15 protein-coding genes are annotated in these 14,510 nt (G+C 63.6%); all 15 read right to left on the bottom strand.

The genetic code is table 11. The features are described 5' to 3' along the window. Positions 1–88: 88 nt before the first annotated feature. The 15 genes from OCX61_RS04395 to hscB all read right to left on the bottom strand — a co-directional run bounded on the left by OCX61_RS04395 (position 89) and on the right by hscB (position 14,502). Positions 89–880, bottom strand: a complete 792-nt coding sequence (locus OCX61_RS04395; RefSeq protein ID WP_261942758.1) for an amidohydrolase — start codon at positions 878–880, stop codon at positions 89–91. Then, a complete protein-coding gene (locus OCX61_RS04390) occupies positions 868–2,016 on the bottom strand; it encodes a pyridoxal phosphate-dependent aminotransferase (RefSeq protein ID WP_261942757.1) in 1,149 nt (382 codons plus the stop codon). The genes OCX61_RS04395 and OCX61_RS04390 overlap by 13 nt, the downstream gene beginning before the upstream one ends. 211 nt (positions 2,017–2,227) lie before the next feature. Further along, positions 2,228–3,691: a ribosome biogenesis GTPase Der gene (der, locus tag OCX61_RS04385; protein WP_261942756.1), complete on the bottom strand. Its 1,464-nt coding sequence runs from the start codon at positions 3,689–3,691 to the stop codon at positions 2,228–2,230. Positions 3,692–3,806: 115 nt separating this feature from the next. Next, positions 3,807–4,949, bottom strand: a complete 1,143-nt coding sequence (bamB, locus tag OCX61_RS04380) for an outer membrane protein assembly factor BamB (RefSeq protein ID WP_027920270.1) — start codon at positions 4,947–4,949, stop codon at positions 3,807–3,809. Beyond that, entirely contained in the window at positions 4,950–5,588 is a 639-nt protein-coding gene (locus OCX61_RS04375; RefSeq protein WP_054887573.1) for a tetratricopeptide repeat protein, read from the bottom strand. A 39-nt stretch (positions 5,589–5,627) separates the two neighbouring features. Next, positions 5,628–6,917, bottom strand: coding sequence for a histidine--tRNA ligase (gene hisS / locus OCX61_RS04370; protein WP_085673698.1), 1,290 nt, complete (start codon positions 6,915–6,917; stop codon positions 5,628–5,630). Between the two features lie 24 nt (positions 6,918–6,941). After that, complete coding sequence (gene ispG / locus OCX61_RS04365) at positions 6,942–8,051, bottom strand: flavodoxin-dependent (E)-4-hydroxy-3-methylbut-2-enyl-diphosphate synthase (protein ID WP_261942755.1); 1,110 nt, start codon at positions 8,049–8,051, stop codon at positions 6,942–6,944. A gap of 3 nt (positions 8,052–8,054) precedes the next feature. Further along, on the bottom strand, positions 8,055–9,059 hold the full coding sequence (locus tag OCX61_RS04360; RefSeq protein ID WP_261942754.1) for a RodZ domain-containing protein: 1,005 nt from the start codon (positions 9,057–9,059) through the stop codon (positions 8,055–8,057). Further along, positions 9,056–9,817, bottom strand: coding sequence for a type IV pilus biogenesis/stability protein PilW (gene pilW, locus OCX61_RS04355; RefSeq protein WP_261942753.1), 762 nt, complete (start codon positions 9,815–9,817; stop codon positions 9,056–9,058). The genes OCX61_RS04360 and pilW overlap by 4 nt, the downstream gene beginning before the upstream one ends. A 13-nt stretch (positions 9,818–9,830) precedes the next feature. Continuing rightward, positions 9,831–10,976: a dual-specificity RNA methyltransferase RlmN gene (rlmN, locus tag OCX61_RS04350; protein ID WP_261942752.1), complete on the bottom strand. Its 1,146-nt coding sequence runs from the start codon at positions 10,974–10,976 to the stop codon at positions 9,831–9,833. Positions 10,977–11,004: 28 nt separating this feature from the next. Next, on the bottom strand, positions 11,005–11,430 hold the full coding sequence (gene ndk / locus OCX61_RS04345) for a nucleoside-diphosphate kinase (protein ID WP_011532343.1): 426 nt from the start codon (positions 11,428–11,430) through the stop codon (positions 11,005–11,007). Between the two features lie 89 nt (positions 11,431–11,519). Further along, positions 11,520–11,720 carry a Fe-S cluster assembly protein IscX gene (gene iscX / locus OCX61_RS04340; protein ID WP_027920277.1) on the bottom strand — a complete coding sequence of 67 codons (201 nt, stop codon included), beginning with the start codon at positions 11,718–11,720 and terminating at the stop codon, positions 11,520–11,522. A 10-nt stretch (positions 11,721–11,730) separates the two neighbouring features. Then, on the bottom strand, positions 11,731–12,072 hold the full coding sequence (gene fdx, locus OCX61_RS04335; RefSeq protein ID WP_054887566.1) for an ISC system 2Fe-2S type ferredoxin: 342 nt from the start codon (positions 12,070–12,072) through the stop codon (positions 11,731–11,733). A 3-nt stretch (positions 12,073–12,075) separates the two neighbouring features. Further along, complete coding sequence (hscA, locus tag OCX61_RS04330) at positions 12,076–13,938, bottom strand: Fe-S protein assembly chaperone HscA (RefSeq protein ID WP_261942751.1); 1,863 nt, start codon at positions 13,936–13,938, stop codon at positions 12,076–12,078. A gap of 42 nt (positions 13,939–13,980) precedes the next feature. Next, a complete protein-coding gene (hscB, locus tag OCX61_RS04325; RefSeq protein WP_261942750.1) occupies positions 13,981–14,502 on the bottom strand; it encodes a co-chaperone HscB in 522 nt (173 codons plus the stop codon). Positions 14,503–14,510: the final 8 nt, after the last annotated feature.

Below are 14,510 nucleotides of genomic sequence, written 5' to 3'. Positions count from 1 at the left end.
AAGCCCGCTCCCACAGGTGACTCACAGATCTCGAAGGCTGTGCATCACCTGTGGGAGCGGGCTTGCCCGCGAAGAGGCCGGCTCTGTATTAGTGCAGCTCGAAGGTATCGGCATCCAGGTTGGCCGGGAACTTGGTGCGGTAGGCCGCCAGCTCCGCCGCGCTCAACACTGCAGTGAACACCCCGTCGGCCTCCCCTGCACTGAGCAGGCTTTCGCCCTGGAAGTCCAGCACCTGGCTGTCGCCGGAATAGGCAAAGCCTTTGCCGTCCGTCCCCACTCGGTTCACTGCCGCCACATAGCACAGGTTCTCGATACCCCGCGCCGGCAACAGCCGGTTCCAGTGCTGGCGCCGTGCCGCGGGCCAGTTGGCGGTGTACAGCAGCAGGTCGGTGTCCTGGGCATCACAGCTCCACACCGGGAAGCGCAGGTCGTAGCAGATCAGCGGGCGCACCCGCCACCCCTTGACCTCGAACTGTACCTGGCGCTCACCCGGGGTGTAGTGCTTGTGTTCGCCCGCCATGCGGAACAGGTGACGCTTGTCGTAATGCAGGATCTCGCCATCCGGCCGCGCCCACAGCAGACGGTTGCGGTGGCTGCCGTCGGCGGCCTGGATGATCACGCTGCCGGTGATCACCGCATCGATGCGCTTGGCCTGGGCTTTGAGCCATTTGTAGGTCGGGCCGTTCTCAGGCTCGCACAAGGCTTGCGACTGCATGGAAAAACCCGTGGTGAACATCTCCGGCAGCACCACCAGATCGGCACCACGGGCCTGGTCCAGCAGCACCTCGAAATGCGCGTAGTTGGCCTCACGGTCATGCCACGCCAGGGTGGTCTGGACCAGGGCGACTTTCAGGTTGGGCAGTGCACTCAGATCGCGCATAGTTTTTCCGCTGCCTGACGCAGCGTCTCCTCACGTTTGGCAAAGCACAGGCGCACCAGGCGTTGCTCGGGGATGGGTTGCTGGTAGAACACCGACACCGGGATGGTCGCCACACCGTGTTCACGGGTGAGCCACAAGGCCATGTCGACATCGTTCAGGTCGGGGCGGATCTGCGAGTAGTCCACCAGCTGGAAATAGGTGCCTGCGGTGCGGGTAAAGCTGAAACGTGAGCTTTCGAGCAGGTCGCAGAACAGGTCGCGCTTGGCCTGGTAGAAGGCCGGCAGCTCATCGATGTGCTCCGGGTGCTCGGCCATGAAGTCCGCCAATGCGCATTGCAGCGGCGTCACGCCGCAGAAGTTGACGTACTGGTGCACCTTGCGCAGCTCGGCGCTCAAGGCCGGCGGCGCTATCACGTAGCCGGTTTTCCAGCCGGTGACGTGGTAAGTCTTGCCGAACGAACTGACGACGAATGCCCGCTGGTACAGCTGCTCGTGGGCGAGCACGCTGGCATGGCGCACGCCGTCGTAGACCAGGTGCTCGTAAACTTCGTCGCTGACCAGGTAGATATCGCGGTCGCCGATCAGCCGCGCCAGCTGGTCGAGGTCTTCACGGCTGATCAGCGCACCGCTGGGGTTGTGGGGTGAGTTGAGGATCACCATCCGCGTGCGTGGGCTCAGGGCATCGCTGAACTGCTGCCAGTCGATGCGGAAGTCACCGTCGCTCAGTTGCACATGCACACAACGCCCGCCCGCCAGCTCCACAGAGGGCTCGTAGCTGTCGTAGCAGGGATCGAAGACGATCACCTCGTCGCCGGCGTGGATTACCGCCTGGATGGCGCAGAAGATCGCTTCGGTAGCGCCTGGGGTGATGGTCACTTCCTGGTCGGCATCGACCTGGGCGCCATACAACCGCCCGACCTTGGCCGCCACCTGCTGGCGCAAGGCCGGCAAACCGGTCATCGGCGAATACTGGTTATGCCCGGCGGCCACGTGCCGGCCGACTGCATCGAGCAGTGCCTGCGGGCCGTTGAAGTCGGGGAAACCTTGGGACAGGTTGAGCGCGCCGGTCTGCATGGCGAGCTGGGACATGGTGGTGAAGATGGTCGTGCCGACATTCGGCAGTTTGCTGCGGATCATGGAGCCCTCTTTCCTGGGGTTTATCCGGCACGGGGTGGAGTCCGAGCATAGCGGATCGAGCGGTCAGGAAAAAGGTTGAAACAATAGGGGGATTGCGCTGGATCAAAGGGCCCATTCGCGGGCAAGCCCGCTCCCACAGGAACCTCACACATTTCGAATACTGTGCATTACCTGTGGGAGCGGGCTCGCCCGCGAAGAAGCTGACGCGGAATCAGCGCTTGTCGCGGCGCTTCTTCTCGGCCTTCTTGTGGTGCGACATCAAGCGGCGCTTCTTGTTGACCTGGCGATCGGTGAGGGTGTTCTTCTTGCCCTCGTACGGGTTCTCACCGCCCTTGTACTCGATGCGGATCGGCGTACCGACCAGCTTCAGCACGCGGCGGTAGGTGTTTTCCAGGTAACGCGAGTACGACTTCGGAATCTTGTCGGTCTGGTTACCGTGGATCACGATCAGCGGCGGGTTGGCACCACCGAGGTGGGCATAGCGCAGCTTGATGCGGCGGCCATTGACCAGCGGCGGCTGGTGCTCGCTGACGGCATCTTCGAGAATCTGCGTCAGGCGGCTGGTCGGCCAGCGGGTGACCGCCGACTTGAACGCGGCCTGCACCGACTTGTACAGGTGGCCCACGCCGGTGCCGTGCAGGGCGGAGATGAAGTGAATGTCGGCGAAGTCGACGAAGAACAGCCGGCGCTCCAGCTCGGTCTTCACGTAGTCGCGCTCGCCCGACTCCATGCCATCCCACTTGTTCAGGGCGATGACGATGGCGCGGCCGGCTTCCAGGGCGAAGCCCAGCAGGTTGAGGTCATGGTCGACCACACCTTCGCGGGCATCCATGACGAAGATCACCACGTTGGCGTCCTTGATCGCCTGCAGGGTCTTCACCACCGAGAACTTTTCGACTTCCTCGTGGATCTTGCCGCGCTTGCGTACACCGGCGGTGTCGATGAAGGTGTACTTCTCGTCATCACGCTCGAACGGGATGTAGATACTGTCGCGGGTAGTGCCCGGCTGGTCGTACACCACCACGCGCTCTTCACCGAGCATGCGGTTGACCAGGGTCGACTTGCCCACGTTCGGGCGGCCGATGATGGCGATCTTGATACCGTCCTTTTCGCTCGGGCCTGGAATGCGCACTGCTTCCTCGCCTTCGGCGACTTCGGCGTCCAGTGCTTCCTCGACCTGGTCACGCGGGATGTGGCCAAGCACGGCTTCCATCAAGGCGTTGATGCCACGGCCCTGGGAACCGGCCACCGGAATGGCGTTGCCCATGCCCAGCGGCGAGAACTCGGCGCGAGCGACGTCGGCGTCGATGTTGTCGATCTTGTTGGCGACCAGGATCGCCTCTTTGTTGCGCTTGCGCAGGTGCTCGGCAATCATCTGGTCGGCGGCGGTCATGCCGGCGCGGGCGTCGACCAGGAACAGCACATAGTCGGCTTCTTCGATGGCCATCAGCGACTGCTCGGCCATCTTCTCGTCCATGCCCACTTCGTCACCGGTGATACCGCCGGTGTCGATGAGGATGAAGGAACGACCCTGCCAGGTGGCATCACCATACTGGCGGTCGCGGGTCAGGCCCGACAAGTCACCGACGATGGCATCGCGGGTCTTGGTCAGGCGGTTGAACATGGTGGATTTGCCGACGTTCGGGCGGCCCACCAGGGCGATTACGGGAACCATCGGCTCTCCACTCTTGAATTCTTGAAAATGCAAAGGCCGCTGCAAGGCAGCGGCCGGAGTTCGAGCGGCGTGTCCTACGCCGCGGCCTGAAGCCGGCAAGGCTTCAAGCATAGCTTCAGCGGATGGTCAGTGCCTCGAGCTTGCCGCTGTTGCCGAAGACGTAGATGGTGTCGCCGACCACAAGTGGGCGGGCGCGCAGGCCATCGCTGTCGATACGTTCACGGCCGACGAAACGGCCATCGACCTGGCTCAGCAGGTGCAGGTAACCCTCGAAATCACCGACCGCCACATAGCTGGAGAACACCTCGGGGGCGGTCAGCTGGCGGCGAGCCATCGAATCGTTGCTCCACAGCGCGCTGGAAGAGCGCTCGTCGACGCTTTCAACGGTACCGGTGGCTTCGCTGACATAGACGTTGCCGTAGCCCTGGGCGACACCCACGTAGCTGGAAGCATCACGCTGCCACAGCACGCGGCCGCTTTCCAGGTCCAGGCCCGCTACACGGCCCTGGTAGGTGCTGACATACAGGGTACCACCAGACAGCAGCAGGCCGCCGTCGATGTCGACCACGCGGTCCAGCTCGGAACGGCCCTGCGGGATGGCCACGCGGCTCTCCCACACCGGCACACCGTTGTTGATGTCCACCGCCACCACCTTGCCGGTGGACAGGCCGGCGACGGCCAGGCGGTTGGTGGCGATCGGCGCGCCGGTGCCACGCAAGGTCAGCACGGCCGGGGTGTTTTCGTAGATCCAGCGGCGGTCGCCGGTGGCGGCGTCCAGGCCGATCAGGCGGTCATCCTGGGTCTGCACCACCACAACGTCACCGTTGTTGGCCGGCGGAGCCAGCACTTCGCTGGTGACGCGCGCTTTCCAGCGTTCCTCACCGGTGCTGGAATCCAGGGCGATCACTTCACCCTTGAGGGTGCCGAGCATGACCAGGCCATAGCCGACACCGACCGCACCGGAAACCGGCTTGTCCAGGTCCTTCTTCCACACCACGTCACCGGTGATGCGGTCGAGGGCGAAGACTTCGCCGTTGACGTCGGAGGCGTAGATACGGTCGTTCTCGATGGCCGGAACCAGGGTGTTGTAGGTTTCGCCCTGGCCGTCACCGATCGAACGGCTCCACTGCTTTTTCAGCACCACTTCTTCGGTGAACTTGGTCAGCTCGGCCGGAGGCAGTTCCTTCTTGCTGTTGCTGCTGCAACCTGCGGCCAGCACGGCCAGGGTCAGCACTGCTGCTTGTTTCCAACCGATCACTTACGCGTCCCCTTTGGCCAGGTCATCCAGCTTCAGTTGCAGGCCACCGACCGCTGCTTCGTCAGACAGCGCGGCCTTGGCTTTTTCGTAGGCACTGTGGGCATCGTCGCCGCGACCCAGCTGCACCAGCAGGTCACCCTTCAATTCTTCGCGGCTGGCCAGGAACGCCTTGTCAGCGTCGCCGTCGAGCAGCTTGAGGGCCTCTTCGGCCTTGTTCTGCGCGGCGAGCACACGTGCCAGGCGCTGGCGCGAGATTTCACCCAGAGTGACGTCAGCCGGCTTGTCCAGCACGCTTTTCAGCTCGGCAGCGGCGTCGTCGAGCTTGCCGCTCTCGACCGCGACCTTGGCCACGAACAGGCTGCCGTACTGGGCGTACGCCGTACCGCCGAACTCGCTCTTGAGCTTGCCGGCCAGTTCCGCGACCTTGGTCGCGTCTGGTTGGCCATTCGGCGTCAGGCTGGTCTCAAGCAAAGCCTGATACAGCTGCGAGGCACCTTGCGACTGGTTGCTCTGGTACTTGTGCCAGGTATTCCAGCCCAACACCACCACGCCAGCCAGCAGGGCACCGGTCAGCAGCGGCTTGCCGTTGCGGTTCCACCAGTCCTTGACCCCTGCCAGTTCATCATCGGTACTCGACACCCCAATACTCCTTTTCGCCTATTCGCTTGTTGAACCGCGTTACGCCTGAGCGATCGCGGTTTCCAGGTGCTCAGCCAGAGCATCCCAGGCAATGTTCTGTTGTTCGCCCTGACCACGCAGGGGCTTCAAGCCGATCTCTTGCTTGGCCAGCTCGTCGTCGCCGAGGATCAGGGCGAACAGCGCGCCGCTCTTGTCGGCTTTCTTGAACTGGCTCTTGAAGCTGCCGCCACCAGCATTGACCGCCAGGCGCAGGCCCGGCAAGCGGTCGCGCAGGCCTTCGGACAGGCGCAGGCCGGCCAGTTCCGCCTGCTCGCCAAAGGCGCACAGGTACACGTCGATGGTGCGGTTGATCGACTCCGGGACCTTGCCGAGGGTTTCCAGCAGGAGAATCAGGCGCTCGATACCCATGGCGAAACCAACGCCAGTGGTCGGCTTGCCGCCCATCTGCTCGACCAGGCCGTCGTAACGGCCACCGGCGCAGACGGTGCCCTGAGCGCCGAGCTTGTCGGTGACCCACTCGAACACGGTCTTGCTGTAGTAGTCCAGGCCGCGTACCAGCTTGGTGTTGATCACGAACGGGATGCCGGCGGCGTCGAGGCGCGCCTTGAGGCCCTCGAAGTGCACGCGGGAATCTTCGTCCAGGTAGTCTTCCAGCTTCGGCGCGCCGACCAGCACCGCCTGGGTGCCCTGATCCTTGCTGTCGAGGATGCGCAGCGGGTTGCTCTTGAGGCGGCGCTGGCTGTCTTCGTCAAGCTGCTCCAGGCGCGCCGAGAGGAACTCGACCAGCGCGTCACGGTAGCGGGCACGGGCTTCGCTGGTGCCCAGGCTGTTGAGCTCGAGCTTGACCGCGTCCTGGATGCCCAGCAGGCCCCACAGGCGCCAGGTCAGCATGATCAGCTCGGCGTCGATGTCCGGGCCGTCCAGGTTGAATACTTCCACGCCAATCTGGTGGAACTGGCGGTAGCGGCCCTTCTGCGGGCGCTCGTGGCGGAACATCTGGCCGATGTACCAGAGCTTCTGCACCTGGCCGTTGCCGGTGATGCCATGCTCCAGTACAGCGCGTACGCAGGCGGCGGTGCCTTCAGGGCGCAGGGTGAGCGAATCGCCGTTGCGGTCCTCGAAGGTGTACATCTCTTTTTCGACGATGTCGGTGACTTCACCGATCGAGCGCTTGAACAGCTCGGTGAATTCGACGATCGGCGTGCGGATCTGGCTGTACCCGTAGGTGTCCAGCAGGCCGGCAACGGTGCCTTCGAAGTAGCGCCAGAGCGGCGACTGCTCTGGCAGGATGTCGTTCATGCCACGGATGGCTTGCAGCGATTTGCTCACGAAAAGTCCTTACGAATCTGTGTGTCAGCTGCGCGCGATCAGCGCGGCGTCAGCCTCGACCTTTTCGGCCGCTTTCTGGCGGATGAGCTTCTCCAGCTCATCGACCAGGTTGTCATTGGTCAGCTTCTGCGCCGGCTTGCCGTCGATGTAGACCAGGTTCGGCGTACCGCCGGTCAGCCCCACGTGGGACTCCTTGGCTTCACCCGGGCCGTTGACCACGCAACCGATCACCGCCACATCCAGCGGGACCAGCAGGTCTTCCAGGCGCCCTTCCAGCTCGTTCATGGTCTTGACCACATCGAAGTTCTGCCGCGAGCAGCTCGGGCAGGCGATGAAGTTGATGCCACGCGAACGCAGGTGCAGCGACTTGAGGATGTCGTAGCCGACCTTCACTTCCTCGACCGGGTCGGCCGCCAGCGAGATACGGATGGTATCGCCGATGCCTTCGGCCAGCAGCATACCGAGGCCGACAGCGGATTTCACCGTCCCCGAGCGCAGGCCACCGGCTTCGGTGATGCCCAGGTGCAGCGGCTGGATGATCTGCTTGGCCAGCAGGCGGTAGGCTTCGACGGCCATGAACACGTCCGAGGCCTTGACGCTGACCTTGAAGTCCTGGAAGTCCAGGCGGTCGAGGTGCTCCACGTGACGCAGGGCCGATTCGACCAGCGCGGCCGGGGTCGGCTCGCCGTACTTCTTCTGCAGGTCCTTTTCCAGGGAGCCGGCGTTGACGCCGATGCGGATCGGGATGCCGCGGTCGCGGGCGGCATCGACCACCGCGCGCACGCGGTCTTCACGGCCGATGTTGCCGGGGTTGATGCGCAGGCAATCGACACCAAGCTCGGCCACACGCAGGGCGATCTTGTAGTCGAAATGGATGTCGGCAACCAGCGGCACAGTGACCAGCTGCTTGATCTTGCCGAACGCCTCGGCGGCGTCCATGTCCGGCACCGAGACACGGACGATGTCGACGCCGGCATCGACCAGGCGCTGGATCTGCGCCACGGTGGCCATGACATCGTTGGTGTCGGTGTTGGTCATGCTCTGCACCGCGATGGGGGCATCACCACCCACCGGCACATTGCCGACCCAGATTTTGCGGGATTCGCGACGTTTGATCGGAGATTCGCCGTGCATGACTTACTGTCCCAACTTCAGGCGAGCGGTCTCGCCACTGGTGAACGGGGCAACATCGACGGCCTGGCCGTTGTAGCTGACCTGGGCGCCACGGGCAAAGCCCAGACGTACCGCGAATGGCGGCTTGCCGGTCAGCTCGAGGTTGTCCCCCTTGCGCTTGATGGCGCTGAACAGCACCTTGCCGTTGCCATCGGACACCTGGGTCCAGCAATCGGCGGTGAACTGGATTGCAACCTTGGCGCTGCCGGCCGGCACGGCCGCAGGGGCGGCAGGCTCGGTGGCGGCGACGGCTGGCACGCTGGCCACGGGGGCGGCCGGTACTGCTACCGGAGCGGCCGGGGCTGGCGCGACAGCATGGGCCGGTGCCTGCTGAACCGGAGCAGGAGCAGGAGCAGCGGCGGCGGCTTCGCCGGTGGTTTCGGCAGCGGCCTCGGCAGGGGCCTGTTCCAGCGGCAGCGGCGCGCTTTCAGGCTGCTGGCCCGCCGTCACGGCCTGGTCTTCAGGCTCGTCCAGCGGGTGGATCTGGGTGGTGCCGTCGGCGCTTTCAACTTCTACGTGCTCGAGGGCGATCTTGGCCAGGTCCTTGCCCTTCATGCTGCCCTGGTCCTGCCACCAGATGAAACTGCCGCCAACCACGGCGACCAGCAGCAACAGGGTGACGCCGCGCATGATGTTGTGGGAAAGACGCACGGGTTCTTCGATACGACCCAGCGAATGCACTTCGCTGCCCTTGGCGTGGGTGCCGGTGTACTGGTCGAACGCCTCGACCAGCGAAGCCTGGTCCATGTCCATCAATTTGGCGTAGGCGCGGATATAACCACGGGCGAAAGTGTGCCCGGGCAGCTTGTCGAAGGCGCCGGTTTCCACGTGGTTCAGCGAACTTACGGTGAGGTTGAGCTTGCGGGCCACCTCGGCTTGCGACCACTCCCGTTTCTCGCGGGCCTGGCGCAACAGCTCACCGGGGTTCTGGCCAGTCGCTGCTGCTACTTCGGGATGCGCGGCTTTCATCGTTGCTCCGACAGGTATTGCTGATATTCCGGCGTACCGGGATAAAGTCGTTGTAATTGCTGGCCCAGATCGGCCAGGGTGCCCTGCTCGTCGAATACCCGGGCAAGACGGCTGCCCAGCAGAAGGCTACGGGCGTTGTGATCACTCAACTGGCTGAAACGATCGTAGTAGTCACGGGCCGGCACATAATGCCTGTTTTCGTAGGACAACTCAGCCATTTCCAGCAACGCTCTGGGCTGGCGCCGGTTAAGTTGCAGGGCCCTGGTCAGATACGCATGTGCCTGGTCGCGATCGTCGAGCTTCAGGGCCGTCAGGCCAAGGTTCTCGTACACCCGCGAACGTTCAGGATACAGGGTATCGGCACTGGCCAGGCGAAACATCTGCTCGGCTTCGGCAAAACGTTGCTGAGCATATAGGAAACTGCCGTAATTGTTGCGAATTCGCGTGTCGCCCGGGTGGGAAGCCAGCGCTTTTTTGAAGTGAGCCTCGGCAAGGGCAGGTTCACCTTCGGCCTGGAACACCAGAGCAAGAGCCGCGTGGGCGTCGGCATCCCCGGCATCCAGCGCCAGGGCCTTGCCCAATGGGGCCTTGGCCTGTTCGGTCAAACCTTGTTGCAAATAACCCAGGCCAAGCTGCGTGTAGGCCCGCACCGCCTCCGTTCGCCCCTGGCGGTTGGCCAGGGGGTCGCTCGCGCCGCCCGACACGCAGCCGGCCAGCAGCGAAAGCGCAAGGATCGACAGCGCAGCGCGCAGGCTCATGGCAAGGCCGGACTCAGTGGCGCACGGCGCTGTCTTGCAGCTCGGCGTCAGCGGACAGCTGGCGGACGGCGATGTAGCGCTCGCTGCGGCGGGTGCGGTCGTTGACCTGGCCGACCAGCTGACCACAGGCGGCGTCGATGTCGTCGCCACGGGTGGTGCGGGTGGTGACGTTGAAACCACCGTGGTGCAGCAGATCCTGGAAGCGGCGGATCGCATTGTTGCTCGGCCGCTCGTAACCCGAGTGCGGGAACGGGTTGAACGGGATCAGGTTGATCTTGCACGGAACGTCGCGCAGCAGCTCGATCATCTGTGCCGCATGCTCAGGCTGATCGTTGACGTCCTTGAGCAGGGTGTATTCGATGGTCAGCACGCGCTTGCCACCCAGGGTCGACATGTAGCCCATGCACGACTCGAGCAGCATCTTCAGCGGGTACTTCTTGTTGATCGGTACCAGCTGGTTGCGCAGTTCGTCGTTGGGCGCGTGCAGCGACAGTGCCAGGGACACGTCGATATGCTTGGCCAGCTCGTCGATCATCGGCACCACGCCCGAGGTGGACAGGGTGACGCGACGCTTGGAAATGCCATAGCCAAGATCTTCCATCATGATCTTCATGGCGGCGATGACATTGTCGAAATTCAGCAGAGGCTCGCCCATGCCCATCATCACCACGTTGGTAATCGCGCGGTCGATCTTGGCAGGGACGGTCCCGAAGGATTTGTTGGCAAGCCACACCTGGCCGATCACTTCGGCGGCGGTGAGGTTGCTGTTGAAGCCTTGCTTGCCGGTGGAGCAGAAGCTGCAGTCCAGGGCACAGCCGGCTTGCGACGAGACGCAGAGCGTGCCGCGGTCGTCGGTGGGGATGTAGACGGTCTCGACACAGCTGCCGGAGGCAACGCGAACCACCCACTTGCGGGTACCGTCGGCGGAAATGTCTTCGCTGACCACTTCCGGCCCCCGAATCTCGGCAACGGCCTCGAGCTTTTCACGCAGGACCTTGCCGACATTGGTCATGGCGGCGAAATCGTCGACGCCATAATGGTGAATCCACTTCATCACCTGGCCGGCGCGAAAGCGCTTCTCCCCGATCGAGTCGAAGAACTGTTCCATTTCCTGCAGGGTCAGCCCCAACAGGTTGATTTTGCCGGTAGATGTCGTCATGGATTCACCTTCACCCTTAAGCTTTCGCTTAGCGAGTGGTTACCTCGGTAGCAGCGAAGAAGTAAGCGATTTCGCGAGCAGCAGCAGCTTCGGAGTCCGAACCGTGAACGGCGTTGGCGTCGATCGACTCGGCGAAGTCAGCGCGGATGGTGCCTGGAGCAGCTTCTTTAGGGTTGGTAGCGCCCATCAGCTCACGGTTCAGAGCGATGGCGTTTTCGCCTTCCAGAACCTGAACGACGACCGGACCGGAGGTCATGAAGGCAACCAGGTCACCGAAGAAGCCACGAGCGCTGTGCTCGGCGTAGAAGCCTTCGGCTTCGGCTTTGGACAGTTGCTTGATTTTCGAAGCAACGATTTTCAGGCCAGCTTCTTCGAAGCGAGTGGTGATCTTGCCGATGACGTTCTTGGCAACGGCGTCAGGCTTGATGATCGAGAAAGTACGTTGAACAGCCATGGAAAACTCCAGAATATGAGTGTTACGAAAAATTAAACCCGCGAATTATACGCGGGTTCCAGGGGATTGCCTAACCTGCAGCGTCACGCTTAGTCGGCTTCTTCGATCCAGGCCGCCTGGATGGCCTCGAGCACTTTCTCACCGCCGCGTGACGGATCGTCGCTGAACTCTGGCAAGGCCAGCACCCAACGGTGCAGATCGACGAAATTCACATATTTAGGATCGACGTCCGGCTTGCTTTCCGCAAGCTGGATGGCGATCTCAAGTACATCAATCCATTTCAGGCTCATGGGGCAAACCTCAGTGCGGCGCTTCGGCAGCGTGGTTGAGCGAATACTTGGGAATCTCGATGGTGAGGTCGTCCTCACCGACGATCACCTGGCAGGCCAGGCGCGACTGCGCCTCCAGGCCCCAGGCCTTGTCCAGCATATCCTCTTCCAGCTCGTCGGCTTCCTCGAGCGAGTCGAAGCCTTCGCGCACGATGCAGTGGCAGGTGGTGCAGGCGCACACACCGCCACACGCGCTTTCCATCTCGATGTGGTGTTCGTGGGCCAGCTCCAGGATGTTGGTCCCTGGCTCCACCTCAACCACCAGCCCGTCCGGGCAGAACTTCTCGTGCGGCAGGAAAATCACCTGGGGCATCGGTTACTCCTCGATCTCATTCAGGTTGCGCCCGGCCAGTGCGGCTTTGACCGTTGAATCAAGGCGACGGGCGGCAAAGGCATCGGTCACTTGCGACAGACGCTTGGTCTGTTGCTCGATGGCCGCGCCATCGGTGCCGCTGAGCAAATCACGCAATTCTTGCATCTGGTATTCGATGGCTACCCGCTCGTCTTCGCTGAGCAGGCGATCACCGTCGGCATCCAGGGCACCCTGCACCGCTTCGAGCAGCCGTTCGCCGTCGACCTGGTGCTCGCGCAGCTGGCGCGCCTGCTTGTCGGAGCCTGCGTGCTCGAAGGAATCCTTGAGCATACGGGCGATCTCGCCGTCGGTCAGGCCGTAGGACGGCTTGACCTGGATGCTGGCTTCCACGCCCGAGCCCAGTTCGCGGGCGGCAACGCTGAGCAGGCCGTCGGCATCGACCTGGAAGGTCACGCGGATCTTGGCGGCGCCGGCCACCATGGCCGGAATGCCACGCAGCTCGAAGCGCGCCAGAGAGCGGCAGTCGCTGATCAGCTCGCGCTCACCCTGCAGGACGTGGATCATCATGGCCGACTGGCCATCTTTGTAGGTGGTGAATTCCTGGGCGCGGGCCACCGGAATGGTGGTGTTGCGCGGGATGACTTTCTCCATCAGCCCGCCCATGGTCTCAAGACCCAGGGACAGCGGGATGACGTCAAGCAGCAGCAGTTCGCCACCTTCGCGGCGGTTGCCAGCCAAGGTATCGGCCTGGATGGCGGCGCCAATGGCCACCACCTGGTCCGGGTCGATCGACGTCAGCGGGGTGCGACCAAACAGCGCGCCCACCGCCTCACGCACACGCGGTACGCGGGTCGAACCACCGACCATCACCACCGCACCCACCTCTTCCATCTCGACACCGCTGTCGCGCACGGCGCGGCGGCAGGCTTTCAGGCTGCGGGCAACCAGTGGCTCGATCATGGCTTCGAAGGCAGCCCGGCTCAGCTCGCCCTGCCAGGCGCCATGGCTGACGCTGACGCTATCGGCATCGGTCAGGGCCTCTTTGGCGGCGCAGGCGGCCTGCAGCAGCTGGCGCTGGGTGGCCGGGTCGAGATCGGCGGACAGGCCAGCCTGCTCGATGATCCAGCCAGCGATGGCGTGGTCGAAATCGTCACCGCCCAGGGCGGTATCGCCACCGGTAGCCAACACTTCGAACACACCGGCGGTCAGGCGCAGGATGGAAATATCGAAGGTACCCCCACCCAGGTCATAGATGGCTACCAGGCCTTCGGCATTCTGGTCCAGGCCATAGGCCACGGCAGCAGCGGTCGGCTCGTTGAGCAGGCGCAACACGCTCAGGCCGGCAAGGCGCGCAGCATCCTTGGTGGCCTGGCGCTGGGCGTCGTCGAAATAGGCCGGCACGGTGATCACCGCACCCACCAGCTCACCACCCAGGGTGGCTTCGGCACGCTCGCGCAACTCCTTGAGGATGTCGGCGGACACTTCCACCGGGCTTTTCGGCCCCTGGACGGTGTCGATGAACGGCATGTGCGACTCGCCGCCGATGAAGCGGTACGGCAGCTGCTCGCCGAGCTGCTTGACGTCAGCCAGGCCACGGCCCATCAGGCGCTTGACCGACAGCACGGTGTTCAGCGGGTCGCTGGAAGCCGCTTCGCGCGCGGCCAGGCCGACTTCGCTGTGGCCAGCCAGGTAACGCACCGCCGACGGCAGAATGACGTTGCCCTGCGCATCGGGCAGGGGCTCGCTACGACCGCTGCGCACGGCAGCGACCAGAGAATTGGTGGTACCCAGGTCGATCCCCACCGCCAGGCGGCGCTGGTGCGGCTGAGGGCTTTGACCGGGTTCGGCGATCTGCAGTAGGGCCATGCTTATCTGAATACCTTAGGCGTCATCACGGACGACACCGGGTTAATCGTCGAGGCGCTCTTCCAGTTGGCGCACTTCTTGGGCGAGCTTGTCGAGGAACTGCATGCGGCGCATCAGGCGCTCGGCCTTGTCGCGCTCGGCAGGCACATCCCAGCAGGCGGCGAAATCCTCGTTGAGCGTGTCCTGAGCGACCTTCAGGCGCTTCTTGAACACCGCCACGCCATCGAGGTCGGCTTCGTCCTGCAGCTCTTCGAGCTCTTCGCGCCACTGCATCTGCTGCAACAGGAAGTCAGGGTCATGGACCGTGACCTCCTGGGGCACTTCGTGGCCGCCGATTGCCAGCAGGTAGCGGGCACGGCGCGGCGCACTGCGCAGGGTCTGATAGGCGTCGTTGAGAGCCGCGGACTTTTCCAGCGCTACCCGCTGCTCGCGCTCGGAGGCGTCGGCGAAGCGGTCCGGATGAACCTCGCGGGCCAGCTCGCGATAGCGAGTGGCCAGCTTGTCGAGGTCCAGGCGGAAACAGGGCTGGAGGTCAAACAGAGCGAAATGACAAGGAGTACCCACGGCCAGCC

Origin of the sequence: Pseudomonas sp. LRP2-20, assembly GCF_024349685.1 — a bacterium.
GTDB lineage: Bacteria > Pseudomonadota > Gammaproteobacteria > Pseudomonadales > Pseudomonadaceae > Aquipseudomonas.
This window is presented reverse-complemented; position numbering and strand designations above follow the sequence as displayed.

Coding starts and splice junctions, on each gene's coding strand:
- OCX61_RS04395 (WP_261942758.1), bottom strand. CDS start 880: ATGCGCGATCTGAGTGCACTGCCCAACCTGAAAGTCGCCCTGGTCCAG.
- fdx (WP_054887566.1), bottom strand. CDS start 12,072: ATGCCCCAGGTGATTTTCCTGCCGCACGAGAAGTTCTGCCCGGACGGG.
- iscX (WP_027920277.1), bottom strand. CDS start 11,720: ATGAGCCTGAAATGGATTGATGTACTTGAGATCGCCATCCAGCTTGCG.
- OCX61_RS04360 (WP_261942754.1), bottom strand. CDS start 9,059: ATGAAAGCCGCGCATCCCGAAGTAGCAGCAGCGACTGGCCAGAACCCC.
- der (WP_261942756.1), bottom strand. CDS start 3,691: ATGGTTCCCGTAATCGCCCTGGTGGGCCGCCCGAACGTCGGCAAATCC.
- ispG (WP_261942755.1), bottom strand. CDS start 8,051: ATGCACGGCGAATCTCCGATCAAACGTCGCGAATCCCGCAAAATCTGG.
- hscA (WP_261942751.1), bottom strand. CDS start 13,938: ATGGCCCTACTGCAGATCGCCGAACCCGGTCAAAGCCCTCAGCCGCAC.
- pilW (WP_261942753.1), bottom strand. CDS start 9,817: ATGAGCCTGCGCGCTGCGCTGTCGATCCTTGCGCTTTCGCTGCTGGCC.
- ndk (WP_011532343.1), bottom strand. CDS start 11,430: ATGGCTGTTCAACGTACTTTCTCGATCATCAAGCCTGACGCCGTTGCC.
- rlmN (WP_261942752.1), bottom strand. CDS start 10,976: ATGACGACATCTACCGGCAAAATCAACCTGTTGGGGCTGACCCTGCAG.
- OCX61_RS04390 (WP_261942757.1), bottom strand. CDS start 2,016: ATGATCCGCAGCAAACTGCCGAATGTCGGCACGACCATCTTCACCACC.